This window comes from Streptomyces sp. S186, from assembly GCF_051603415.1.
In the GTDB taxonomy this organism is placed as follows: Bacteria; Actinomycetota; Actinomycetes; order Streptomycetales; family Streptomycetaceae; genus Streptomyces.
Genome location: NZ_CP193932.1, coordinates 2,184,644 through 2,208,961, shown reverse-complemented (window position 1 = coordinate 2,208,961; position 24,318 = coordinate 2,184,644). Strand labels below are relative to the sequence as shown.

General features: G+C 72.6%; 20 protein-coding genes and 1 riboswitch. Of the genes, 14 read left to right on the top strand and 6 right to left on the bottom strand.

The genetic code is table 11. The features are described from left to right. The first annotated feature begins 35 nt into the window (after positions 1-35). The 4 genes from ACRAS8_RS09285 (at position 36) to ACRAS8_RS09270 (ending at position 4,971) form a co-directional block, all read left to right on the top strand. Positions 36-1,376 (top strand): M16 family metallopeptidase, encoded by a 1,341-nt coding sequence (locus ACRAS8_RS09285; protein WP_438490399.1) that lies wholly within the window; start codon positions 36-38, stop codon positions 1,374-1,376. A 38-nt stretch (positions 1,377-1,414) separates the two neighbouring features. Then, the gene (locus tag ACRAS8_RS09280; RefSeq protein WP_438490397.1) at positions 1,415-2,797 is read left to right on the top strand and encodes a M16 family metallopeptidase; all 1,383 of its coding nucleotides are present in this window, start codon (positions 1,415-1,417) and stop codon (positions 2,795-2,797) included. A 298-nt stretch (positions 2,798-3,095) separates the two neighbouring features. Then, positions 3,096-3,251: riboswitch (cyclic di-AMP (ydaO/yuaA leader) on the top strand. A gap of 13 nt (positions 3,252-3,264) precedes the next feature. Then, positions 3,265-4,044 carry a M23 family metallopeptidase gene (locus ACRAS8_RS09275; protein WP_438485468.1) on the top strand — a complete coding sequence of 260 codons (780 nt, stop codon included), beginning with the start codon at positions 3,265-3,267 and terminating at the stop codon, positions 4,042-4,044. Positions 4,045-4,284: 240 nt separating this feature from the next. Beyond that, on the top strand, positions 4,285-4,971 hold the full coding sequence (locus tag ACRAS8_RS09270; RefSeq protein ID WP_438485467.1) for a GntR family transcriptional regulator: 687 nt from the start codon (positions 4,285-4,287) through the stop codon (positions 4,969-4,971). 501 nt (positions 4,972-5,472) lie between these two features. Here the strand turns inward: ACRAS8_RS09270 and ACRAS8_RS09265 are convergent. After that, on the bottom strand, positions 5,473-5,754 hold the full coding sequence (locus tag ACRAS8_RS09265) for an HPr family phosphocarrier protein (protein WP_026247283.1): 282 nt from the start codon (positions 5,752-5,754) through the stop codon (positions 5,473-5,475). Between the two features lie 198 nt (positions 5,755-5,952). Here ACRAS8_RS09265 and ACRAS8_RS09260 point away from each other — a divergent pair, with 198 nt between their 5' ends. The 4 genes from ACRAS8_RS09260 to ACRAS8_RS09245 all read left to right on the top strand — a co-directional run bounded on the left by ACRAS8_RS09260 (position 5,953) and on the right by ACRAS8_RS09245 (position 11,490). After that, entirely contained in the window at positions 5,953-8,895 is a 2,943-nt protein-coding gene (locus tag ACRAS8_RS09260; RefSeq protein ID WP_438485466.1) for a bifunctional acetate--CoA ligase family protein/GNAT family N-acetyltransferase, read from the top strand. A 38-nt stretch (positions 8,896-8,933) separates the two neighbouring features. After that, entirely contained in the window at positions 8,934-9,527 is a 594-nt protein-coding gene (locus ACRAS8_RS09255; protein ID WP_438485465.1) for a DUF5998 family protein, read from the top strand. Next, the gene (locus ACRAS8_RS09250; RefSeq protein ID WP_438485464.1) at positions 9,527-10,717 is read left to right on the top strand and encodes an alkaline phosphatase family protein; all 1,191 of its coding nucleotides are present in this window, start codon (positions 9,527-9,529) and stop codon (positions 10,715-10,717) included. Before ACRAS8_RS09255 ends, ACRAS8_RS09250 begins: the two co-directional genes overlap by 1 nt. 95 nt (positions 10,718-10,812) lie before the next feature. Beyond that, positions 10,813-11,490, top strand: a complete 678-nt coding sequence (locus tag ACRAS8_RS09245; protein ID WP_438485463.1) for a thymidine kinase — start codon at positions 10,813-10,815, stop codon at positions 11,488-11,490. 32 nt (positions 11,491-11,522) lie between these two features. Here the strand turns inward: ACRAS8_RS09245 and ACRAS8_RS09240 are convergent, their stop codons facing one another. Further along, positions 11,523-12,296 carry a VOC family protein gene (locus ACRAS8_RS09240; RefSeq protein WP_438485462.1) on the bottom strand — a complete coding sequence of 258 codons (774 nt, stop codon included), beginning with the start codon at positions 12,294-12,296 and terminating at the stop codon, positions 11,523-11,525. Positions 12,297-12,546: 250 nt separating this feature from the next. On the opposite strand from ACRAS8_RS09240, the gene ACRAS8_RS09235 reads away from it, so the two are divergent. Continuing rightward, the gene (locus tag ACRAS8_RS09235; protein ID WP_438485461.1) at positions 12,547-13,386 is read left to right on the top strand and encodes a sulfurtransferase; all 840 of its coding nucleotides are present in this window, start codon (positions 12,547-12,549) and stop codon (positions 13,384-13,386) included. Between the two features lie 113 nt (positions 13,387-13,499). Here the strand turns inward: ACRAS8_RS09235 and sepH are convergent, their stop codons facing one another. Further along, positions 13,500-14,546 (bottom strand): septation protein SepH, encoded by a 1,047-nt coding sequence (gene sepH / locus ACRAS8_RS09230; RefSeq protein ID WP_438485460.1) that lies wholly within the window; start codon positions 14,544-14,546, stop codon positions 13,500-13,502. A gap of 496 nt (positions 14,547-15,042) precedes the next feature. On the opposite strand from sepH, the gene ACRAS8_RS09225 reads away from it, so the two are divergent. Then, complete coding sequence (locus tag ACRAS8_RS09225; protein WP_438485459.1) at positions 15,043-16,203, top strand: hypothetical protein; 1,161 nt, start codon at positions 15,043-15,045, stop codon at positions 16,201-16,203. A 123-nt stretch (positions 16,204-16,326) separates the two neighbouring features. On the opposite strand, the gene ACRAS8_RS09220 is transcribed toward ACRAS8_RS09225, so the two are convergent. Beyond that, on the bottom strand, positions 16,327-17,667 hold the full coding sequence (locus ACRAS8_RS09220) for a D-arabinono-1,4-lactone oxidase (RefSeq protein WP_438485458.1): 1,341 nt from the start codon (positions 17,665-17,667) through the stop codon (positions 16,327-16,329). A 649-nt stretch (positions 17,668-18,316) separates the two neighbouring features. Then, the gene (locus tag ACRAS8_RS09215) at positions 18,317-19,603 is read right to left on the bottom strand and encodes an MFS transporter (protein WP_438485457.1); all 1,287 of its coding nucleotides are present in this window, start codon (positions 19,601-19,603) and stop codon (positions 18,317-18,319) included. Positions 19,604-19,766: 163 nt separating this feature from the next. On the opposite strand from ACRAS8_RS09215, the gene ACRAS8_RS09210 reads away from it, so the two are divergent. Further along, a complete protein-coding gene (locus tag ACRAS8_RS09210) occupies positions 19,767-20,921 on the top strand; it encodes a ferrochelatase (protein ID WP_438485456.1) in 1,155 nt (384 codons plus the stop codon). Between the two features lie 46 nt (positions 20,922-20,967). Continuing rightward, the gene (locus ACRAS8_RS09205) at positions 20,968-21,783 is read left to right on the top strand and encodes an inositol monophosphatase family protein (RefSeq protein ID WP_438485455.1); all 816 of its coding nucleotides are present in this window, start codon (positions 20,968-20,970) and stop codon (positions 21,781-21,783) included. Positions 21,784-21,879: 96 nt separating this feature from the next. Here the strand turns inward: ACRAS8_RS09205 and ACRAS8_RS09200 are convergent, their stop codons facing one another. Beyond that, the gene (locus ACRAS8_RS09200) at positions 21,880-22,050 is read right to left on the bottom strand and encodes a hypothetical protein (protein ID WP_018538301.1); all 171 of its coding nucleotides are present in this window, start codon (positions 22,048-22,050) and stop codon (positions 21,880-21,882) included. A 320-nt stretch (positions 22,051-22,370) separates the two neighbouring features. Between ACRAS8_RS09200 and ACRAS8_RS09195 the strand changes: the two genes are divergently transcribed. Continuing rightward, positions 22,371-23,024 carry a response regulator transcription factor gene (locus ACRAS8_RS09195; RefSeq protein WP_016576171.1) on the top strand — a complete coding sequence of 218 codons (654 nt, stop codon included), beginning with the start codon at positions 22,371-22,373 and terminating at the stop codon, positions 23,022-23,024. A gap of 6 nt (positions 23,025-23,030) precedes the next feature. After that, a complete protein-coding gene (locus tag ACRAS8_RS09190; protein ID WP_438485454.1) occupies positions 23,031-24,299 on the top strand; it encodes a sensor histidine kinase in 1,269 nt (422 codons plus the stop codon). The last annotated feature ends 19 nt before the right edge of the window (positions 24,300-24,318 follow it).

Below are 24,318 nucleotides of genomic sequence, written 5' to 3'. Positions count from 1 at the left end.
TTCCTCGCAAGCGGATCGAAGGGACGTACATGCCCATGGGTCACACGGCCACAGAACAAGCCGGCTCCGGCGGCCTGACAGCGACCGAGCACCGGCTGGCCAACGGCCTGCGCGTGGTGCTCTCCGAAGACCATCTGACGCCGGTGGCGGCCGTCTGCCTGTGGTACGACGTCGGCTCGCGCCACGAGGTCAAGGGCCGTACGGGTCTGGCTCACCTCTTCGAGCACCTGATGTTCCAGGGGTCCGCGCAGGTGAAGGGCAACGGCCACTTCGAGCTCGTCCAGGGCGCCGGTGGCTCGCTCAACGGGACCACCAGTTTCGAGCGCACCAACTACTTCGAGACCATGCCCGCCCACGAGCTGGAGCTCGCCCTCTGGCTGGAGGCGGACCGGATGGGCTCGCTGCTGGTCGCGCTCGACGAGGAGTCCTTGGAGAACCAGCGCGACGTCGTCAAGAACGAGCGCCGCCAGCGCTACGACAACGTCCCCTACGGCACGGCCTTCGAGAAGCTGACGGCCATGGCCTACCCCGAGGGGCACCCGTACCACCACACGCCCATCGGGTCGATGGCCGACCTCGACGCCGCCTCCCTGGAGGACGCGCGGGCCTTCTTCCGCACGTACTACGCGCCCAACAACGCGGTCCTGTCCGTCGTGGGCGACATCGACCCCGAGCAGACGCTGGCCTGGGTGGAGAAGTACTTCGGCTCGATCCCGTCGCACGACGGCAAGCAGCCGCCGCGCGACGGCAGCCTGCCGGAGATCATCGGTGACCAGCTCCGCACCGTCGTCAAGGAGGACGTCCCCTCCCGGGCCCTGATGGCCGCCTACCGCCTCCCGCAGGACGGCTCCCGCGAGGCCGACGCCGCCGACATCGCGCTCACCATCCTGGGCGGCGGTGAGTCCTCGCGCCTGTACAACCGCCTGGTGCGCCGTGACCGGAGCGCGGTCGCCGCCGGCTTCGGCCTGCTGCGGCTGGCCGGTGCGCCCTCGCTGGGCTGGCTGGACGTGAAGACGTCCGGCGGCACGGAGGTGCCCGCCATTGAGGCCGCTGTCGACGAGGAACTGGCCCGTTTCGCCGATGAGGGCCCGACTCCTGAGGAGATGGAGCGGGCCCAGGCCCAGCTGGAGCGCGAATGGCTGGACCGGCTCGCCACGGTCAGCGGCCGCGCCGACGAACTGTGCCGCTTCGCCGTCCTGTTCGGCGACCCGCAGCTCGCGCTGACCGCCGTCCAGCGCGTCCTGGAGATCAGCCCGCTGGAGGTGCAGGCGGTCGCCAAGGCCCGGCTGCGCCCCGACAACCGCGCCGTGCTCGTCTACGAGCCCACCGCGCAGACCGACGCCGCCGGCACCGAGGAAGAGGAGGCGGCCAAGTGACCGACGCCACCACCCCCGCAGACGCCCCCGTGAGCACCATGGAATTCCACCCGCAGCCCCGGGGCGGCGCCCCCAAGCCGTGGGCCTTTCCCGCCCCCGAGCGCAGCCGGCTGGCCAACGGCCTGACCCTCCTGACCAGCCACCGCCCCGGCCAGCAGGTCGTCGCCGTGGAGGTCAACCTCGTCGCGCCCCTGGAGGCCGAGCCCGAGGGCCTCGACGGCGTCGCCACGATCATGGCCCGCGCCCTGTCCGAGGGCACCGACAAGTACACCGCCGAGGAGTTCGCCGCCGAGCTGGAGCGCTGCGGCGCCACCCTGGACGCGCACGCCGACCACCCCGGTGTACGGGTCTCCCTGGAGGTCCCGGCCTCCCGGCTGCCGCGCGCCCTCGGCCTGCTCGCCGACGCGCTGCGCGCCCCCGCCTTCCCGGACAGCGAGATCGAGCGGCTGGTCCGCAACCGCCTCGACGAGATCCCGCACGAGCTGGCCAACCCGGCCCGGCGTGCCGCGATGGCGCTCTCCAAGGAGCTGTTCCCGGCCACCTCCCGGATGTCGCGGCCCCGTCAGGGCACCGAGGAGACCGTGGCGCGGATCGACGCGGCCGCCGTCCGGGCCTTCTACGACGCCCACGTCCGCCCGGCCACCGGCACCGCCGTCATCGTCGGCGACTTCACCGGCGTCGACCTGGACGCGGCGCTGGCCGACACCCTGGGCGCCTGGACGGGCTCCACCGCCGAACCGTGGAAGCCCTCGCCGGTAGTCGCCGACGACACCGGCCGCGTGGTGATCGTCGACCGTCCCGGTGCCGTCCAGACGCAGCTGCTCATCGGGCGGATCGGTGCCGACCGGCACGACCAGGTATGGCCCGCCCAGGTGCTCGGCACGTACTGCCTGGGCGGCACCCTCACGTCCCGTCTGGACCGCGTGCTGCGCGAGGAGAAGGGCTACACCTACGGGGTGCGCTCCTTCGGACAGGTACTGCGCTCCACCGCCCCGTCGTCCCCGGAGGGGGCCACCGGCGCCGCCCTGCTCGCCATCAGCGGGTCGGTGGACACCGCGTCCACCGGGCCGGCCCTCCAGGACCTGTGGACGGTGCTGCGCACCCTCGCGGCAGAGGGGCTGACGGACGCCGAGCGCGATGTCGCGGTGCAGAACCTCGTCGGTGTCGCGCCGCTGAAGTACGAGACCGCCGCGGCGGTCGCCGGCACGCTGGCCGACCAGGTGGAGCAGCAGCTCCCCGACGACTACCAGGCGCAGTTGTACGTCCGGCTCGCGGAGACCGGCACCGTCGAGGCGACCGCCGCGGTCGTCAACGCCTTCCCGGTGGACCGGCTGGTGACGGTCCTGGTGGGTGACGCGGCCCAGATCGCCGAACCGGTCAAGGCGTTGGGCATCGGCGAGGCGACGGTCGTCAGCGGCTGACCCTCGGTGTGACGGGCCCTCACCCGACGGCTCGTCATCTGTCGACAAAGCGGCTCCCGTGGCAGGCACTTGCCACGGGAGCCGCTTCGCGTGTGCGTCATGTCCCGCCGGGTCAGCGGTGAGAATGACCGTGGGAACCGCGCTGCGCGGACGGTCGAGGGTGCCCGGCCGGTTGTGCCGGTTGCCCGATTCGCGTGTGGCGTGGCGCACAAAAATCCGGTTCTGTTTGCCGATCGAAAGTTGTCCCGATTAGCGTCGGTCCGGCTGTTCGTCACAAGTCCGCCACACCAGTGGCACCGGACAGTCATCGCCGAGTCCCCGTATGGCGCGAGCCAGGGGAGCCGGGGACCCACATGTCCCTTGGGGTGAATCGGGCGCCTCCCCGGAGGGGCCCGTAGGAGACCTTCCTGCTCCGAACCCGTCAGCTAACCCGGTAGGCGAGAAGGAAGGAAAGGACCAGCCCCTACATGGCGTTCACCCGTGCCACCGGGAAGCACCGCCGCGCGAGTCGCACCGCTCGCACCACCCGCAACCTCGCCGGCATAGCCACCCTCGCCGCCTCCGGTGTCGTGGCCTCCGTGGCGTCGCCCGCGCTGGCCGCCACGGACGAGCCCGCTCCCCACGACACCGGCCTCCAGCAGGCCGTCGTGATGGGTGACGAACTCGCCGTCCGGATCGAGGCCCAGGCGGACGCGCAGCAGGCCGCCGCCGAGGCCGCGGTGGCCAGGGCGAAGGCCGAGGCGGAGGCCGTTCGGCGCGCCGAGGTGGCGAAGAAGAAGGCCGACGAGGAGCGCGCGGCCAAGGAGCGCGCCGCCCGCGAGGCCGAGCGCAAGCGCCTCAACACCTTCGTCGCCCCTGTGACCGGTTCCTATGTCTCCACGGCGTACAAGGCGTCCAGCGGCCTGTGGTCCTCGGGCAGCCACACCGGCATCGACTTCCACGCCGCCTACGGCACTCCCGTTCACGCGGTCGGTTCGGGCACCGTCGTCGAGGCTGGCTGGGGCGGCGCGTACGGCAACAACGTCGTGATCAAGATGAACGACGGTACGTACACCCAATACGGTCACCTTTCGTCGATCGGGGTGACGGTCGGCCAGGCGGTCACCCCCGGGCAGCAGATCGCCCTCTCCGGCAACACCGGCAACACCACGGGCCCGCACCTCCACTTCGAGGCGCGGACCGGCCCGGACTACGGTTCGGACATCGACCCGGTCGCCTACCTCCGCGCGCACGGCGTCACCGTCTGACCCATCTGGACCTCCGCCGCAACACCGTCCCCCGGAGCCCCGGCCCGCCACCCCGGCAGGCCGGGGCTCCGCCGTATCCCGGGAAAGGCCGGCACAGGGTCCGCGGGAGTGGCCGCGCATCGGCCGAAAAGCTCCGGTGGATTCACGAGATCCCGAGGGAGAATTCCCCATGGTCGAATAGGGTCAGGGAATGTTGTCAGAGGGGCGGCGTTCCCGGGGATTACGGCGGAGGCACGGACGATGCGAGGCCATATTTCCGCGCATGCGGTGTGCACGGCGATTCGCGACGATATTGTCTCCGGCGCGCTGGCGCCGGGCAGTCGGCTGATCGAGGACATTCTCGCCGCGCGGTACGGCGTATCCAGGGTCCCCGTACGGGAAGCGCTGCGCACTCTCCAGTCCGAAGGCTTCGTCACCACCCGCCATCACGCCGGCGCCTGTGTCGCCGAACTGACCGAGCAGGAGGCCGCCGACCTCCTCGATCTGCGCGCCCTCGTGGAGCCGTTGGGCGCCGCCCGCGCTGCCGCCCGCCGCACCTCCGCCCATCTGAAGGTGCTGCGCGGCCTGGTACGGCTCGGCCGCGAGCGGGCCCGGCACGGCCACCCCGCCGACCTGCGCCAACTGGACGGCTGGTTCCACGAAACGCTCGCCCAGGCGGCCGGCAGCCCCAGCCTCACCGCGCTTCTCACCCAGCTGCGACGCAAGATCGAGTGGATGTACGTCATGGAGCCACCGTCCCGAGTCACCGCATCGTGGGACGAGCACGGTGCCGTACTTGACGCGGTGGCCCGGGGTGATGCGGAACGGGCGCGTGCCCTCATGGCGGCGCACATCGAACGGTCGCTTCCCGTGTACCGGCTGCGGCGCGCCGCTCCCGCTGTGAGGGACCCGAAACGCCCCGTCAACACGGCACGCGCCCGGGCTTAACAATGGCCCCGTATACAAAGAGGCGGAAAAGGAATTGCTTGTGTGGGTGAGGATGTCGAGAAGGCGAGGAGATGAAGGTGGAGTGCTCGTACCCGGCCCTTCACGCTCCATAATCTGCACCCGTTCCCCGTTCCTGTTTCCGTAGTCCCCGTGAGAAATGTGCGGGGCGCGGATTCTGGCTGCCGATGCCGGGTTTTCCAGCGCTTCGCCACGCCGGAAACCAGCGATTCGCTACGAGAAAACAGCCGTGCCGGCCTTTCCGGGCTCGTGTCTAATGTCCCGGTGGCCTCTTCTCCTTCTCCCCGCGAGCTTCCGGACGTCAGTGAGACGCCGGCCGTCGAGTCCGCTGCCGGGCGCGACACCGAGGGCGCTCCGGAGGGGCAGGGTCCCCGTGGAGCCGCCCCAGCGAAACGACCCCGCCGCGGCACCCGGTTGTCCCGGTCACCGCGGCGGGGCCGCGTCAGCAGAGGTGGGGGAAGGGGCACCCGGCCCCGGCGCTCCTCAGACGGTCTCGGGGAGCTCCTCAAGTCCCTCCGCGACCAGCTTCGCCAGACGGTCGAGCGCGGCCTCGGCGCCCTCGGCGTCGGAGGCCAGCACGATCTCCTCGCCACCCTGGGCGCCCAGGCCCAGGACCGCGAGCATGGAGGCGGCGTTGACGGGGTTGCCGTCCGCCTTGGAGATCGTCATCGGGACACCGGAGGCGGTGGCCGCTCGGACGAAGATCGACGCGGGGCGGGCGTGCAGGCCCTCGGCCCAACCGACATTGACGCGGCGCTCTGCCATGGTGTTGCCCTTCAAAGTCGTGACTGTTGTCTAGACCATTCTGGCATGCGGTCCGGAGTGGTCCCGAGGCTCTCCGTCCCGGGTTCCCGGCCGGGCCGCCCGGACCTCCTTCCAGGCCCCTGGTCCCGAGGCGAGGCCCGGGAAATCGAGCGTACGCACGTCGAGCCCGTTGTCGGTGCCCCGCCGTACTCTGTCCGCATGCAGACGCCGCCGGATCACGCGTACCCGACCCACTGGGAAGCCGACGTGGTTCTGCGCGACGGCGGCACGGCACGCATCCGGCCCATCACGCCCGACGACGCCGAGCGGCTGGTCTCCTTCTACGAGCAGGTCTCGGACGAATCGAAGTACTACCGCTTCTTCGCCCCGTATCCCCGCCTGTCCGACCGCGACGTCCACCGGTTCACCCACCACGACTACGTCGACCGGGTCGGCCTGGCCGCCACGGTGGGCGGCGAGTTCATCGCCACCGTCCGCTACGACCGCATCGACGACCGCGGACGGCCCGCCAGGAGCCGCGAGCACGACCAGGCCGAAGTCGCCTTCCTCGTCCAGGACGCCCATCAGGGCCGCGGTGTCGCCTCCGCCCTCCTGGAGCACATCGCCGCCGTCGCCCGTGAACGGGGCATCCGCCGGTTCGCCGCCGAGGTGCTGCCCGCCAACACCAAGATGATCAAGGTGTTCACGGACGCCGGCTACACCCAGAAGCGCACCTTCGAGGACGGCGTCGTCCGCCTGGAGTTCGACCTCGAACCAACCGAGCAGTCCATGGCCGTGATGCGCGGCCGTGAGCAGCGCGCCGAGGCCCGCTCCGTCCAGCGGCTGCTCGCCCCCGCCGCGATCGCCGTCATCGGCACCGGCCGCGCCCCCGGCGGCCTCGGCCGCACCGCGTTGCGCAACGTCCTCGACGCCGGCTTCACCGGCCGCGTCCACGCCGTCAACCACGCCTTCCCCGAGGACCTGCGCCGCCTGGAGCCCGAGGGCGTCCCCGCCGTCCGTTCGCTGCGCGAGATCCCCGAGCCCGTCGACCTGGCGGTCATCGCCGTCCCCGCGGCCGGCGTCCCCGACGTCGTCCGCGACTGCGGCGAACACGGCGTCCCGGGAGTGCTGGTCCTCTCCTCCGGATACGCCGAGTCCGGCCCCGAGGGCCGCCAGCGGCAGCGCGCCCTGCTCCGCCAGGTCCGCTCCTACGGCATGCGCCTCATCGGCCCCAACGCCTTCGGTCTGCTCAACACCGCCCCCGAGGTCCGGCTGAACGCCTCGCTCGCCCCCCGGATGCCCGGCGCCGGCCGGATCGGCCTGTTCACCCAGTCCGGCGCGATCGGCATCGCCCTGCTCAGCGGACTGCACGAGCGCGGCCCCGGCGACGGCGGTATCGCCGGCATCTCCACCTTCGTCTCGGCCGGCAACCGCGCCGACGTCTCCGGGAACGACCTCCTCCAGTTCTGGTACGACGACCCGCACACCGACGTCGCCATCCTCTACCTGGAATCCATCGGCAACCCCCGGAAGTTCGCCCGGCTCGCCCGCCGCACCGCCGCCGTCAAGCCCGTGGTCGTCGCCAAGGGGGCCCGGCACCACGGCGCCGCCCCCATGGGCCACGCCGTGCCCACCGTCCGCGTCCCCGACAGCACCGTCGCCGCCCTGATGCGCCAGGCCGGTGTGATCCGCGTCGACACCGTCACCGAACTGATCGACGCCGGACTCCTGCTGGCCTCCCAGCCACTGCCGGCCGGCCCGCGCGTCGCCATCCTGGGCAACTCCGAATCGCTGGCCCTGCTGGCCTACGACACCTGCCTCACCGAGGGGCTGCGCCCGCAGCGCCCGTACGTCCTGCCCTCCGACGCGACCCCGGAGGACTTTCGCGCCGCCCTGGCCGAGGCGCTCGCCGGCGACGGCTGGGACGCCGTCATCGTCACCGCCATCCCGTGGGTGGGGGAGGAGGGCACCGCCACCCCGGGCGGGAGCGAGGGCAACGCGCTGGCCGCCGCCCTGCGCGCCGCGGTCGCCGCCGACCCGGGCAAACCGGTCACCGTCGTCCACCTCGCCATGGACGACCTGGCCGAGACGCTCGCCGCCCCGCCCGAGCCCTACGCGCCGCACGCACCCCAGGAGCCGGCCACCGCGGCCCAGAGCCCCGCCCCCGACACCTCGGGACGCACCCCCGCCGAGCCGCCCCATGGGCCTGCCCCGGGCCGGGCTTCCACCCCGGAGGCCCGCCAGGCCGCCGCCCCCGAGGCCCCGCCCGACCCCCGCCCCGTCCTCATCCCCGCCTACCCCGCCGCCGAGCGCGCCGTCCGCGCCCTCGCCGAGGCCGTCCGGTACGCCGCCTGGCGCCGCACGGCCGCCGAACCAGGCCGGGTGCCCGAATACGACGACATCCAGGAGGCGGCCGCCGGTACCGACATCGAGCGGCTGCTCGACCGGCTCACCCGGGACGTCGCCCCCGGCCGCTCCGTCGCACTGCCGCCCGCCGACGCCGAGGCGCTGCTCGCCCGCTACGGCATCCCCATCCGCCCCGCCCTCCCGGCCCCCGACCCGGACGCCGCCGTCCGCGCCGCCGCCCGGCTCGGCTACCCGGTCGCACTCAAGGCCACCGCCCCCCACCTGCGACACCGCGCCGACCTCGGCGGCGTCCGGCTCGACATCGCCGGCGAGGCCGAACTCCGCCGCACCTACACCGAATTGACCGACTTCCTCGGCTCCCCCGAGGAGCTGTGGCCGGTCGTCCAGGCGATGGTGCCGCGCGGCGTCGACACCGTCGTCCGCGCCGCCATCGACCCCTCGGCCGGCGCGGTCCTCTCCTTCGGGCTGGCCGGTGCGCCCTCCCAGTTGCTCGGCGACATGGCCCACCGTCTGATTCCGGCCACCGACCGCGAGGTCACCGAGCAGATCCGGTCGATCCGCAGCGCCCCGCTCCTCTTCGGCTGGCGCGGCTCCCAGCCCGTGGACACCGCCGCCCTGGAGGAGCTCCTGCTGCGGGTTTCCCGGCTGGTCGACGACCACCCCGAGGTGGTCGCCGTGGACCTCGAACCGGTCGTCGTCGCCCCGCGCGGCCTGGCCGTCCTCGGCGCCTCCGTCCGGCTTGCCAGACCGCCCGCCACCACCGACCTCGGCCCTCGCCGGCTGCCCGTCTACTGAGGCTCTCGCGGCCCGGTACGCCCCGTAAGATGGACCTCATGGCTAAGACCGGTACGACGACCCAGGGGCTGCGCGCGGCGATCGAGCGCAGTGGCTATTACCCGACGCTCGTGGCCGAGGCGGTGCAGGCCGCGGTCGGCGGCGAGCCGGTGGTGTCGTACCTCGTCCACCAGGAGACGACCTTCGACGCCAACGAGGTCCGCCGCCACGTCACGGTCCTGGTACTCACCGACACCCGCTTCATCGTCAGCCACACCGACGAGCAGGCCGCCGACGCCACCTCCCCGTCCCCGTACGCCACCACCTCCACGGAGTCCGTCAAGCTCGGCCGGATCTCGTCCGTGGTGCTCAGTCGCGTCGTCGCCAACCCCGAGTCCTACACCCCCGGCCAGCTGCCCCGCGAGGTCGTCCTCACCATCGGCTGGGGCGCCGTCGCGCGCCTCGACCTGGAGCCCGCCAGCTGTGGCGACCCCAACTGCGACGCCGACCACGGCTACACCGGTTCGTCCACCGCCGACGACCTCTCCCTCCGGGTCAGCGAGGCCGGCGACGGCCCGGACTCGGTGCGCGAGACCCTCGCCTTCGCCCAGGCGCTCTCCGAGGCCACCGCGGCCACCACCAGCACCCGCTGATGGCCCACACCGCACCCGTCTGGCCGGAACCGGAACCGCTCGACCCGCTCACCGCCCCGGTGCCCCGCTACGGCACCGGCTCGCTCGCCGACCTGCTGCCCGCCATCACCACGGGCCAGGGCCTGCCCGGTGTCACGACCGGCATGGAGCTGGCTCCCGCCGACCGTGCCTGCGTCTTCCTGATCGACGGCCTCGGCTGGGAGCTGCTGCGCGCCCACCCGGGGGAGGCACCGTTCCTCACCTCCCTCCTGGACACCTCGTTCAACGGCAGTGGCCTGCCGCTCACCGCCGGCTTCCCCGCCACCACGGCCACCTCCCTCGCCTCGGTCGGCACCGGCCTGCCGCCGGGCGCCCACGGCCTGCCCGGCTACACCTGCCAGGACCCGGCCACCGGCGCGCTGATGAACCAACTGCGCTGGCGCCCCTGGACCGATCCGCACGCCTGGCAGCCCTACCCGACGGTCTTCCGGCTCGCCGAGGCCGCCGGCATCCACACCTGCCAGGTCTCCGCGCCGGACTTCGCCCAGACCCCGCTCACCCGGATCGCGCTCAGCGGCGGCACCTTCCACGGCCGGCTCTCCGGCGAGGAGCGGATGGACCTCGCCGCCGGACAACTCGCCGCTGGCGACCGCTCGCTCGTCTACACCTACTACTCCGAGGTCGACGCCAAGGGCCACCGCTACGGCGTCGACTCCGACGCCTGGCGCGGCCAACTGCTCTACGTGGACCGGCTCGCCCAGCGGCTCGCCGAACAACTCCCGCCGCGCAGCGCCCTGTACATCACCGCCGACCACGGGATGATCGACATCCCCTTCGACCCCGACTCCCGGATCGACTTCGACGAGGACTGGGAACTGCGCGCCGGCGTACGCCTGTTGGGCGGCGAGGGCCGGGCCCGGCACGTGTACGCGCACCCGGGCGCGGCCGCCGACGTGCTTGCCGTGTGGCGCGAGGTGGTCGGCGACCAGATGTGGGTCGCCGGCCGCGAGGAGGCCATCGCCGCGGGCTGGTTCGGGCCGCACGTCGACGACCGCGTCCGCGCCCGGATCGGCGATGTGGTCGCCGCCGCCCATGCCGACATGGCGATCATCGCGAGCGAGCGGGAGCCCGGGGAGTCGCAGATGGTCGGTCTCCACGGTTCCATGACCCCGGTGGAGCAGCTGGTGCCGCTCCTCGAGGTCCGCACCTGACCCGTACCACACCTGTACCGCGCCCCTCCGCACGCCCCGTACTGCCCGACCCGCACGGTCCCTCCCGTACGAGCCCGAAAGGCCCGCCACCCCCCATGCCCGAGCTGGTGTTCTTCTCCGGAACGATGGACTGCGGAAAGTCGACACTGGCACTGCAGATCGAGCACAACCGCTCGGCCCGCGGCCTGCAGGGCCTGATCTACAGTCGCAACGACCGGGCCGGCCGCGGCAAGCTCTCCTCCCGCCTGGGCCTGGTCACCGAGGCCGTCGAGGCGGCGGACGACCTGGACTTCTACGTCCATGTCGTCGACCGCCTCAGTTCCGGCGGCCGGGTCGACTACATCATCGTCGACGAGGCGCAGTTCCTCGGCCCCGGCCAGATAGACCAGCTCGCCCGGGTCGTCGACGACCTCGGGCTGGACGTCTTCGCGTTCGGCATCACCACCGACTTCCGCACCAAGCTCTTCCCCGGCTCCCAGCGGCTGATCGAACTCGCCGACCGCATCGAGGTGCTGAAGGTGGAGGCGCTGTGCTGGTGCGGTGCCCGCGCCACCCACAACGCCCGTACGGTCGACGGCCGGATGGTCGTCGAGGGCGCACAGGTCGTCGTCGGCGATGTGCGCGGCGACGCCTCCGGCGAGGCGCCGGACCGGCCGGCGGAGGTCGGCTACGAGGTGCTGTGCCGGCGCCACCACCGCCGTCGGCAGACCGCGGCGACCGCCCACGCGGCCGCGCTCTCCCCGGACGTCCTGCCGGTCGACGCGCCGCGCTAGCCGCGCCCGCCCGCCACGGCGCGTGGCACGCCTCAGTGCCGCTGGACGAGGGTGAAGACCGCGCCGTCGTTGTCGGCGACCGTCGCCAGCCGGCCGTGCGCCGAGTCCCGCGCCGGCCGCAGTACGTGGCCGCCCAGTTCGACGACCCGGCGGGCGGCGGCGTCGGTGTCGGAGACCGCGAAGTACGTCATCCAGTGCGGCCCGCGGTCGCGCGGCAGCGCGTTGCCGACGCCGTGGATGCCGGCGACCGGCTTGCCCTTGAGGTGCAGCGTCAGGTAGTCGAGGTCGGCGGAGATCACGGCCTCGGACTCGAAGCCGAAGACGTGCTCGTAGAACGGGGCGACGGAGCCCGTCTCCTGGGTGACCAGTTCGTTCCACACCGGGGTGCCGGGCCCGCCGCTGACCGCTGTGCCCAGCATCGTTCTGCCCTGCCAGACGCCGAAGATGGCACCCTGCGGGTCGGAGGCGATCGCCATCCGGCCGGCGTCGTCGGCGTCCAGTGGGCCCACGCCCACGGTGCCGCCGCAGGAGCGGATCTGCTCGGCGGTCACATCCGCGTCGTCGCTGGCCAGATAGGTGGTCCAGGCGACCGGGAGGTGCCGGTCGGCCGCCAGTTCACCGACCCCGGCCACCTCCAGGCCGTCGAGGAAGGCACGGGCGTACGGACCGAAGTGCTGCGGGCCCGGGCGGAACTCCCAGCCGAAGAGCGCGCCGTAGAACTCCTGCGTGGCGGGCAGGTTGTGTGCCAGGAGGCTCACCCAGCAGGGCGCACCGGGCATCCGCCGGGCTGCTGCCTCGGTCGTCATCGTCACACTCTCCTCGGAGCATCGGGGTGCTGGCCATGTGCGGTACGGGCGCGGGTCACGAGCAGATGCTCGCACCCTGTCACCGGGTGCGCGTCCCGGCCGCGCCGTCCATGGCGCGTTCGCGAGGGAGAATGCCCGTTTTGACGTTTCTCTTCTGTTTCGGCGGTGTGACGACGCCGTGCAACTCCGTCATACGGAGGGTGGGCGCCCGCCTTCCGTACGTAGTCATCGCTACGCAAGGATGAGTCCCATGAATGCCATCATCACCGCTACCGAACTCGCGAGCGACTTGGCCGGCCCCGACGCTCCGCTGCTGCTGGACGTGCGCTACCAGCTCGGCGGCCCGCCCGGTCGCCCCCAGTACGAGGCCGGCCACCTGCCCGGCGCGGTCTATGTCGACCTCGACGCCGAACTGGCCGGCCCGCCCGGCGCGGCGGGCCGGCACCCGCTCCCCGACCTCGCCGTCTTCACCGCCGCGATGCGGGCGGCCGGCGTCAGTGCCGGCCGCCCGGTGGTCACCTACGACGGTGGCCAGGGCTGGGCCGCCGCCCGCGCGTGGTGGCTGCTGCGCTGGGCGGGTCACCCGAACGTGCGGGTTCTCGACGGCGGACTTGCCGCCTGGCAGGCTTTCGGCGGCGCCATGAGTGTCGACAAAGCGACTCCGCGGGTCGGTGACTTCACCCCCGTGCCCGGTGCGATGCCGCTGCTCACCGCCGACGACGCGGCCGCCCTGGCCCGCCGCGGCGTCCTCCTGGACGCGCGGGCGGGCGAGCGCTACCGGGGCGAGACCGAACCCATCGACCCGGTGGCAGGTCACATCCCCGGCGCGGTGTCCGCCCCCACGACCGAGAACGTCGCCGCCGGCAGCACGGTCTTCCGTCCCGCCGCCGAACTGGCCAAGCGGTTCACGGCCCTGGGCGCCACCGCCGACACCGAGGTCGGCGTCTACTGCGGCTCCGGCGTCTCCGCCGCCCAGCAGGTCCTCGCCCTCGCCGTCGCCGGGATCCCCGCGGCGCTGTACGTCGGTTCCTGGAGCGAATGGTGCGCCGACCCCTCCCGGCCCATCGCCACCGGCCCACAGCCCGGCTGAGCGGCCGCTGAGGCCCGCGACGGGCCCGCGCAACGGCTCCGCCCGCCCCCTGCGCACAGGGAGCGGGCGGAGCCGTCACGAACAAGCAGGGCCGGAAGACCGGCCGTTCCGGGCTATTCCGGTTTCTTCCTCCGGGTACCGAAGACGATCTCGTCCCAACTGGGCACCGCGGCCCGGCGTCCGGGACGCACCCCGTCAGCCTCGGCCTGCCGGTCCGTCGTCCCGGTCAGCCGGTCGCGGTGGCCGGCGACCGCCCGCGGCATCAGCACATCGGCGTACGCCGAACCCGCGCCCGCGCTCGCCGCCGGGGCCGGCGGCTCCTCGACCTCGGTCTGCTCCGCCTCGTCCTGCTGCGGCGCCTTGGCGCTGTCCGGTACGACCATGTCGCCCCGGAAGCTGGGGACGGCCTCCAGCAGGCTCGTCAGCGAGTCGCGCTCCCGTTCACCGGCGGCCTCCTCGCTGCGCCCCTCCCGCTCCCGGTCGTCGCCGGACCGCTCGGGGGGCTGGCGGTCCAGGGTGCGGTCCAGCGGCCGGTCGCGCGGCAGCCGGGCGATCCGGGGCACGAACGGGAAGCTCGGCTCGGGGGTGTCGTCGGCTTCGCCGATCAGTGCCCGGGCCTCGTCGTCCACCGCCTGCACCAGCCGGCGCGGCGGGTCGTACGTCCAGGTCGCCGACCGGGGCTCACCCGCGACGCGGTAGACAAGCAGCACCTCCCAGGTGCCGTCGTCCCGGCGCCAGGAGTCCCACTGGGCGCTGTCCTTGTCGGCGCCGCGCAACAGCAGCCGCTCGGAGACCGCTTCGCCCAGCTGAGGACCGGTGTTCTCGCCGGGGCGGCGTACGGGGGTCTTGCGGGCCCGCTCGGCCATGAACGCCCGCTCGGCCAGCACCGGTCCTTCGAAGCGGCGCACCCGGTCCACCGGGATGCCGGCGAGTTGGGCGACCTCCTCGGCGGAGGCACCGGCTCGTATCCGCGCCTGGATGTCCCGGGGGCGCAGATGGCTCTCGACCTCGATCTCGATCTGGCCCAGCCGCGCTCTGTCGTTGCGGATGGCGGCGCGCAGCCGCTCGTCGATCGGAAGCGTGTACTCGGTGCTGTCCGCAGCCTTGAGCACCAGCCGTGTGCCGTCGTTGGAGACGGCCACGACACGCAGTTCGGGCATGGGGACCTCCCGGGTGGTGCCTGCCGACGTCACGTGCGTCGCTGCTTCCGCTAGTCGAGTGTGGCCTGCCCGGGTGCAGCCTGCCACAACATTGCCGAGTTGCCCGGCGTGTCGGGACTTGGCCCAACGGCGCCGTTATGACACGGTTACCAGTTCGCAACGCTCAGTGACCATGCCGCTTGCCCTGTCACCGATCACCCGTGCCGAGCGACGGCGCCCCAGGGAGGGTGTCACCTTCAGTGCCCCTCCCGCGGGTCCGGGCAGCCGGACGGGAACCGGGGCCAGGGCTCGCCACAGTACTCCATTCGGGCCACCGAAGTGGACCGCCGCGCCGCGGAAGTTCTTGCCGAACGGTCCGGGCAAGTCACCTTGTCGACCTCTCTACCTGCGACAAGGGTGGCGAGGTTCACAGATTCCACAGATTCGGAACTATTGAACCCACCATTTGGTCACTTCTCCATGCAAGATGGATCGAAGGGGCGATCAAAGGTAGGAGATGGACGAAAAAACCGAAGCCGACACGAAGCAAAAGGAGAAGCGGATCGACCTGAGCGTCGCCCAGGTCGCCGGCAGCGCGCTCGCCGCGGCCGTCGCCGCGTACCTCGCCGGTCAGCTCAGCCTGTACGGAACGATCATCGGCGCCGGTGTCGTCAGTGTCGTCGCCACGACCGGCGGCTCCATATTCCAGCACCTGTTCCGGCGCACCGGTGAGCAGATCAAGGAAGCAGCGGTCACCACCAGACCCAAGCCGCGCCGCGTCTCCACCCGCCGATCCCCATCCACCCCCCGATCCCAGCCCACCCCCCGATCCGAGGCCACCACCGGCACCCAGGGGCCCGCCGGCCCCACGACGGTGCTGCCCACCTTCGACAAGAAGGGCACCGAGGACCCGGTCACCTCCGTAGCGGCCCGTGACCGCGGACCCGCCACCGCCCGCACCCAGCTGATCCCGCGCGCCCAGCAGCAGCCATCCGGCCCCGACCCGGAGGCGACGCAGCTGATGGCGCGGCCCGCCGAGCGGACCATGGCGCCGGGCCGGGTCTCCCGGAGAGGCGACGACGCGACAGCGGTCCTCCCGCAGGCCGGCGCGCCCGGTGCGACGCTCCCCGGGACCGAGGAGGCCAGCGCGACCTACGGCACCCGGCTGCGCGGCTGGAAGCGGCCCGCGCTCGGCGCACTCGCCGTCTTCGTGCTCGCCATGGGCGCGGTCACCGCCACCGAGCTGATCACCGATCAGACGCCGAGCGGCGCCAAGGGCACCACCGTCAGCAACCTCATCAGCGGCAACGTCTCCCCGCACCGGCCCAGCACCCCGCAGACCCCGGACCCCGGCCACTCCACCGGCCACGGCACCGGTCGAGACGGCGGTACGCCGTCGCCCGGCCCCAGCCACTCCGGCGGCAGCGGCACCGACGGCTCCGAGAGCGGTACCGGCCGCGGCGGGCAGAGTCCGACGCCGTCCCCGAGCGACGGCGGCACCAACTCCCCGAGCCCCGGCCCGTCCTCGTCCCCCGACGCGTCGCCGCACCCCTCCGACGGGACCGACGGCGGCAAGGGCGACGGCTCCGGCGCGACCGGCGGCGGCGCCACCCCGGGCCACCAGCAGAGCGACCAGAAGTCCGGCGGCGGCCGGACCCCCGACCCCAACTCCCCCTGAAACCCCTGACGAAGGATCGCCCCCAACGGGCGGACCGCCCACCGGCGGACCACCCACCACCGCGGCCCGGTGCCCCCCACGGGACACCGGGCCGCGGCACATCAGCGGCCGGCCGGCCGCCGCTCACTCACCCAGCACCTGCCGCAGATACCCGTTGGCGAACCGGCGCTCGGGATCCAGCCGGTCGCGCAGCGCCGTGAACTCACCGAACCGCGGATAGACCTCCGCGAGGTACGCCGCGTCGCGCGTGTGCAGCTTGCCCCAGTGGGGCCGCCCCTCGTGCGCCGTCATGATGCGCTCGACGGCGCCGAAATACCCCTGGTACGGAGTTCCCCGGTACATGTGCACCGCGACGTAGACAGTGTCCCGGCCCGACGCCGTGGACAGTGCGATGTCGTCGCCCGGTGCCGTGCGCACCTCCACCGGGAAACTGATCCTGAAGTTCGACCGCTCCACCAGTGCCTTCAGCTCACGCAGCGCCTCGATGGCCGCCGCCCTCGGAAGCGCGTACTCCATCTCCACGAACCGCACTCGCCGCGGCGAGGTGAACACCTTGTAGGGGATGTCGGTGTACGTGCGTGCCGACAGTGCCCGGCTGGAGACCTTCGCGATGCCCGGTATCGCCGCTGGCACCGCCCGGCCGACCGCACACGCCACCTGGAACACCCCGTTGGACAGCAGCTCGTCCTCGATCCAGCCACTCACCCGCCCGGGCGGCGCCGCCGGGCCCTGACTGCGGTTGTTGCGCTTGGTGTTGCAGTTGCCGGTGTGCGGGAACCAGTAGAACTCGAAGTGCTCGTTCTCGGCGGCCAGTTCACCGAAGCGGTCGGTCACCTCGTCGAACGGCATCGGCTCCTCGCGGGCGGTCAGCAGGAACTCCGGCTCCACCGCGAACGTCAGCTCGCTGACCACGCCCAGCGCGCCCAGACCCAGGCGCGCCCCCGCGAACACCTCCGCGTTCTCCCCGACGGAACAGCGCAGTACCGAGCCGTCGGCGGTGACCAGTTCAAGAGCGGTGATCTGCGCGGCGATCGACGCCGAGTCCCGGCCGGTGCCATGAGTGCCCGTACTGGCGGCGCCCGAGACGGTCTGCTCCATGATGTCGCCCATGTTCGTCAGCGACAGCCCGTGCGCGGACAGCGCCCGGTTGAGGTCCTTGAGGGGAGTGCCGGCGGCCACGGTGACGGTCCCTGCCGCGCGGTCGATCCGGCGGATTCCGGTGAGCCGCTCGGGGCGGATCAGCAGCCCGTCGGTGGCGGCGGCCGCGGTGAACGAGTGACCGGTGCCGGCCGCCTTGACCGTCAGTCCGTCCGCGGCGGCGGCCCGCACGGCGGCCGCCAGCTCCTCGGTGCTCGCCGGCGCCACGGTCCGGGCCGGACGGGCGGTCACATTGCCCGCCCAGTTCCGCCAGGGCGCAGCCGAACCGCGCCCTCTCGAGCCGCCTATGACGTCGGTGACTGTCATGGTGACGATCCCTCCCTCCGCGCGGGCCGGCCGCGTGCGACCGCCGTTGGTCAGCGCATGATGCCAGCCGCCGACGCCGCTTCCAGGTGGGGTGACGGGAATCACACGCCCCCGAAAACGGGCGCAATCGCACGGCTCCCGGACATGTCGTACCGCCGGTAACACGGAAATTCGGAGGGTGCCCACAGCTGGCTCCGCCGCCCCGTTCACCGGGCGGGGAAAGCGGAGGCGGTCGACTCGCGGAGTCAACGGCACGCCTGTGAACTCACCTGCGGGGGTGGGGTGGTGGGTGCTGCCCCGTATGCCGACGCAACGGGCCCGCTGTGTGTCACCGGTGTACGGACGCCGACTTGTGCTGGCGGACTCCTGCCGTCGGGCCCCTCCCGGCAGACTCCTGCCGTCGGACTCGTACCGGCGGATTCGTGTCGACGGCGCGGACGGTGCGCAAGACGGAAGCCGACGACGTGGGTGGCGGAGCGGCGACGTGATGGTGATGGCGCAGAGGGGAGGGGTGGCCGTACCGGCGGTGTATACGGGGAGCGTCATCTCGCGGGAGGGTCACGCCGGCCCGCGGCCTCGATGTGGCAACAGCGCGCACGCGGCGCCCAGTTGGTCCCCGTCCCGTGAGGCCGCTCCCGTATGCCCCGGGTCAGCCCGCCCGGGTCTCGTCGTGGCGTTCGGCGGCCGGGGGCTCCGCGGGAGCAGGGAAGCCGGCGGCCGTGGGGGAGAGCGGGGGACGGACGGCGCGGGGGCGCAGCCAGCGGTAGCCGGCGAGCGCCACCAGGGCGGCAAGTACACCCGCGGCGAGCGGCACCAGGTAGCCACGCGCGGCACCCGCCGCGTCCACCGCCCAGCCGGCCGCCGACGAACCCAGCGCCACACCCACCGCGAGACCGGTGCTCGTCCACGTCATGCCCTCGGTCAGCTGCGCCCGCGGCACATGCTCCTCGACCAGCGCCATCGTGGTGACCATCGTCGGCGCGATCGACAGCCCGGCGAGGAACAGCGTGCCGGCCAGCAGCACCAGCGATCCGCTCAGCGACGCCGCCAGCTGCAGCGGCACCATGCTCACCGCCATCGCGGCCACCCCCACCAGCCACCGGCGCGACGGCGGCCCCGCCAGGTGCAGCAGCCCGAACACCGCACCGGCCACGCACGACCCCAGCGCGTACACCGCCAGCACCAGGCTCGCCGCGGCCTTGTGGCCCGCCTCCTGGGCGAACGCCACGGTCACCACGTCGATCGCCCCGAAGATGGCGCCGGTCGCCACGAACGTCCCCACCAGCACCCGCAGCCCCGGCGACCGCAGCGCCGACCCCTTCGTGTGCTGCTCGCGCGGATGCGGCACCGGCTCCGTCGCGCGTTGCGCGGTCAGCCAGAACACCCCCGCCGCCAGGAATACCCCGGCCAGCAGCGGCCCGGCCTCCGGGAACCAAGCCGTCGACAGCCCGATCGACAGGATCGGGCCGAGGATGAAGCACATCTCGTCGACGATCGACTCCCAGGAGTACGCGGTGTGCAGCTCCCGCGGCGCCCCCCGGTACAGCTCCGCCCAGCGCGCCCGCACCATCGAGCCCACGCTCGGCACGCAGCCCGCGCAGGCCGCGAAGGCGAACAGCGTCCAGTCCGGCCAGCGCTGCTGCGCGCTCAGCAGCAGCCCGGCGACCGCCGTCAGCGCCACCAGCGTGGCCGGCCGCAGCACCCGGCGCTGGCCGTGCCGGTCCACCAGACGGGAGATCTGCGGCCCGAGGACCGCCGCGGACAGCGCCAGCGTCGCGGACAGCGCCCCGGCCAGGCCGTACCGCCCGGTCAGCTGGGACACCATCGTGACGATGCCGATGCCCGTCATCGACAGCGGCATCCGCCCCAGCAGCCCTGCGGCGGAGAACGACTTGGTGCCGGGGCGGCCGAAAATGGCGCGGTAGGGACTGGGCAACGGGGGTGCTCCGCCGGGTGAGGAAAACGGTAAGGAATGTCTGTGGCCGATACAGCTTACGGGCGGTGAGGCGCCCGGCGCCTCCCGTTTTCCGCCCGTCTTCCCGCCGCCTCCACCGGGGCCTGCCCCCTGGCCCCGGCCCGGGAGTGGCAGGATCGGAGGCATGCCCGAACAGTGCGACCCCCACCCGTACGACGCCCTTCTCCTGCTGTCCTTCGGCGGTCCCGAAGGCCCCGACGAAGTCGTGCCCTTCCTGGAGAACGTCACCCGCGGCCGCGGCATCCCCCGTGAGCGCCTCAAAGAGGTGGGCCGGCACTACTTCATGTTCGGCGGCGTCAGCCCCATCAACGCCCAGAGCCGGGAACTCCTCGACGCCCTCCGCAAGGACTTCGCCGGACACGGCCTCGATCTGCCCGTCTACTGGGGCAACCGCAACTGGGCGCCCTACCTGACCGACACCCTGCGCACCATGGTCGCCGACGGCCACCGCCGCATCGCCGTCCTGGCCACCAGCGCCTACGCCTCGTACTCCGGCTGCCGCCAGTACCGCGAGAACCTCGCCGATGCGCTCACCGTCCTCCAGGCCGAGGGGCTGCCCGTCCCGCAGGTCGACAAGCTGCGCCACTACTTCAACCACCCCGGCTTCGTCCGCCCCATGGTCGACGGCGTCCTCGCCGCCCTCGCCGAGCTCCCCGAGGAGACCCGCGCCGGCGCCCACATCGCCTTCACCACGCACTCCATCCCCACGGCGGCCGCCGACACCTCCGGCACCCCCGACGACCACACCGACGACGGCACCGGCGGTGCCTACGTCGCCCAGCACCTGGACGTCGCCCGGGTCGTCGCCGACGCGGTACGGGACGTGACCGGCATCGACCACCCCTGGCAGCTCGTCTACCAGTCCCGCAGCGGCGCCCCGCACATCCCCTGGCTGGAGCCCGACATCTGCGACCACCTGGAGGAGCTGCACGGCGCCGGCGTCCCCGCCGTCGTCATGGCCCCCATCGGCTTCGTCTCGGACCACATGGAGGTCAAGTACGACCTCGACACCGAGGCCACCGCCAAGGCCGCGGAACTGGGCCTGCCGGTTGCCCGCTCCGCCACCGTCGGCGCGGACCCCCGGTTCGCCGCCGCCGTCCGCGACCTCCTCCTGGAGCGCGCCGCCACCGAACGCGGCACCACCCCCGAGCGCTGCGCCCTGGGCGCCCTCGGCCCCTCCCACGACCTCTGCCCCGTCGGCTGCTGCCCGGCCCGTACACCCCGCCCGGCCGCGGCCGGCGCCGACTGGACCGGCCCCACCGCCGACACCCCCGCGTAACCGCCCGCCCGAGCCCCGACCACCGCTCGTCCGAGCAAGGAGCACCGTGCCCGATCCCCGGCCCACCGACCCCGTTCACGACGAACTCCTCGCACTGGCCCTGGAGGCGGCCGACCGCGCCGCGGCCCTGCTGCGCGACGGCCGCCCCGCCGACCTGGGCGTGGCCGCCACCAAGACCAGCCCCATCGACGTCGTCACCGAGATGGACCTCGCCTCCGAGAAGCTGATCACCGACTTCATCGGCGAGCACCGCCCCGCCGACGGCTTCCTGGGCGAGGAGGGCGCCGGCAGCACCGGCACCAGCGGCGTCCGCTGGGTCATCGACCCCGTCGACGGCACCGTGAACTACCTCTACGGACTGCCCTCCTGGGCGGTGTCCATCGCGGCCGAGAAGGACGGCGAAACGGTCGTCGGCGTGGTCTCCGCCCCGATGCGCGGCGAGACCTACCAGGCCGTCCGCGGCCGCGGCGCCCACCTCAACGGCGAACCGCTCCGCCACCGGCCCGCCCCGCCGCTCTCCCAGGCCCTGATCGGCACCGGCTTCGGCTACCTCACCGAGCGGCGCGCCGCCCAGGCCGAGGTGGTGCGCACCCTCCTCCCGCAGGTCCGCGACATCCGCCGCGGCGGCTCGGCCGCCATCGACCTGTGCGACGTGGCCTGCGGCCGGCTCGACGGCTACTACGAGCGCGGCCTCAACCCCTGGGACCTGGCCGCCGGCGTGCTGATCGCCTCGGAGGCCGGCGCCCTCACCGGCGGCCGCCCCGGCCGCCCCGCCTCCCACGAACTGACCGTCGCCGCCTCCCCGGGCGTCTTCACCGTCCTCCAGCCCCTCCTGGACGACCTCGGGGCCTGGCACGACTGAGGCGCCCACCGGGCCCGCGGACGGCGTGCGGACACGGCTGCGCCCCGGCACCCTCCCTCGGTACCGGGGCGCAGCCGCTGTCCTGCGGGGCCGGGATCAGGCGTTGACGCCGTAGCGCACGCCGTGCTCGGTCGCCAGGCGCTGCAGGTCCTCGAGCTCCGCCAGCTCGACCTCGGCGAGGAACTCGTCACCCGACTCGCGGGCCCGGACCAGATCGGCTTCGGTGTTCCGTATGCGCTGCAAAATACCTGCGGTGAACGCGTCCATGGTGCGCCCCCTCGTCGTGGGTCGGTGGCACGGGGGTGTGCCGACGGGTGGGTCGATCACGGCGTGGCCCCTGCGGCGGAAAACCAGACGTGGCAAGACGCCGGTACAGGGCGTGATCGCGGGTGTGCAGACGTCCTCCCCACCGTCTCCCTCAGGGAAACCTCAAACACCCCGGAAATCCGGTCCCCGCCGCCCCGGCGCCCGCCCTCCGCCCGTCCACACCCCCCTTACCGCCGGTTTATGACTCTTCGGGGCAGGATGGAAGGGCTCCGATTGTTGTTGTGCCCTGCTCATCGCGGGCCGTAAGGAAGGACTGCGACGTGCGTGTACTCGTCGTCGAGGACGAGCAGCTGCTCGCCGATGCTGTGGCCACCGGACTACGCCGGGAGGCCATGGCCGTCGACGTGGTGTACGACGGCGCCGCCGCGCTGGAGCGGATCGCGGTCAACGACTACGACGTCGTCGTCCTCGACCGCGACCTCCCGCTCGTCCACGGTGACGACGTCTGCCGCAAGCTCGTCGAGCTGGGCATGCCCACCCGCGTCCTGATGCTCACCGCCTCCGGCGACGTCAGCGACCGCGTCGAGGGCCTGGAGATCGGCGCCGACGACTACCTCCCCAAGCCGTTCGCGTTCACCGAGCTGACCGCCCGGGTCCGCGCGCTCGGGCGGCGCACCACGGTGGCCCTGCCGCCCGTCCTGGAGCGCGCCGGCATCAAGCTCGACCCCAACCGCCGCGAGGTCTTCCGCGACGGCCGGGAGGTGCAGCTCGCCCCCAAGGAGTTCGCGGTCCTGGAGGTCCTCATGCGCAGCGAGGGCACCGTCGTCTCCGCCGAGCAGCTCCTGGAGAAGGCGTGGGACGAGAACACCGACCCGTTCACCAACGTCGTCCGGGTCACGGTGATGACGCTGCGCCGCAAGCTCGGCGAGCCCGCGGTGATCGTCACCGTCCCCGGCTCGGGATACCGGATCTGACCGGCGATGCCCTCCCTGCCCTCGTTCTCCAGCTCCAAGGCGGCACCGCCGCCGCCCCCGGTGCCGCCCAAGCCGGCCTGGGACCCGAAACCGGCCAATGTCCGGCCCTTCCCATGGCTGCGGCCCACCATCCGGATACGGCTCACGCTGCTCTACGGCGGCATGTTCCTGATGGCCGGCATCGTGCTGCTCACGATCATTTACATGCTCGCCGCGGCCGCCCTGCACGACGGCAGCGCGCTGCCGCTGAAGATCCTCGGCGGGAAGTTCCAGTCCACCAGCGACATCTGCGACCTGCCCACCGAGACCTCCGGGGCGCTGCTCCAGGAGGCCGTGAACAACTGCCTGATGCACCAGCGGGCGGTCGCCCTCAACAACCTCCTCAACCGTTCGTTGCTGGCGTTGCTGGGTTTGACGATCGTGGCGTTCGCGTTCGGTTATGCGATGGCGGGGCGGGTGTTGTCGCCGTTGGGGCGGATCACGCGGACCGCGCAGCGGGTGGCGGGTTCGGATCTGCATCGGCGGATCGAGTTGGGGGGTCCGGATGATGAGCTGAAGGAGTTGGCGGACACCTTCGACGAGATGTTGGACCGGTTGGACCGGGCGTTTGAGTCGCAGCGGCGGTTCGTCTCGAACGCTTCGCATGAGTTGCGGACGCCGTTGGCGATCAATCGGACGTTGTTGGAGGTGCAGCTGGCCGATCCGCAGGCGTCGCCGGAGGTGCAGCAGCTGGGGCGGACGTTGTTGGCGACCAATGAGCGCAGTGAGCAGTTGGTGGAGGGGTTGTTGCTGCTGGCGCGCAGTGAGAACAAGATCGTGGATCGGCGTCCGGTGGATCTGTCGGAGGTGGCGTCGCAGGCGGTGGATCAGACGCGGGAGGAGGCGCAGGCGAAGGGGGTTGCGTTGCGGGGGGTGCGGCAGCAGGTGTTCGTGCAGGGCAATGGGGTGTTGCTGGAGCGGATCGCGTTGAATCTGGTGCAGAACGCGGTGCGTTACAACGTCCCGGAGGGGGGTTGGGTGGAGGTGAGCACCGAGCCGCAGCCGGGGTGTGCGGTGTTGGTGGTGTCCAATACGGGGCCGGTGGTGCCGGCGTATGAGGTGGAGAACCTCTTCGAGCCGTTCCGTCGGTTGCGTACGGAGCGGACCGGCAGCGACAAGGGGGTGGGCCTGGGGCTGTCCATCGTCCGCTCGGTGGTCCGCGCCCACGACGGCACCATCACCGCCGAACCCCGCGAAGGCGGCGGCCTCGACATGCGCGTCGTCCTGCCCCTTTGACACCGACGACTCTGACACC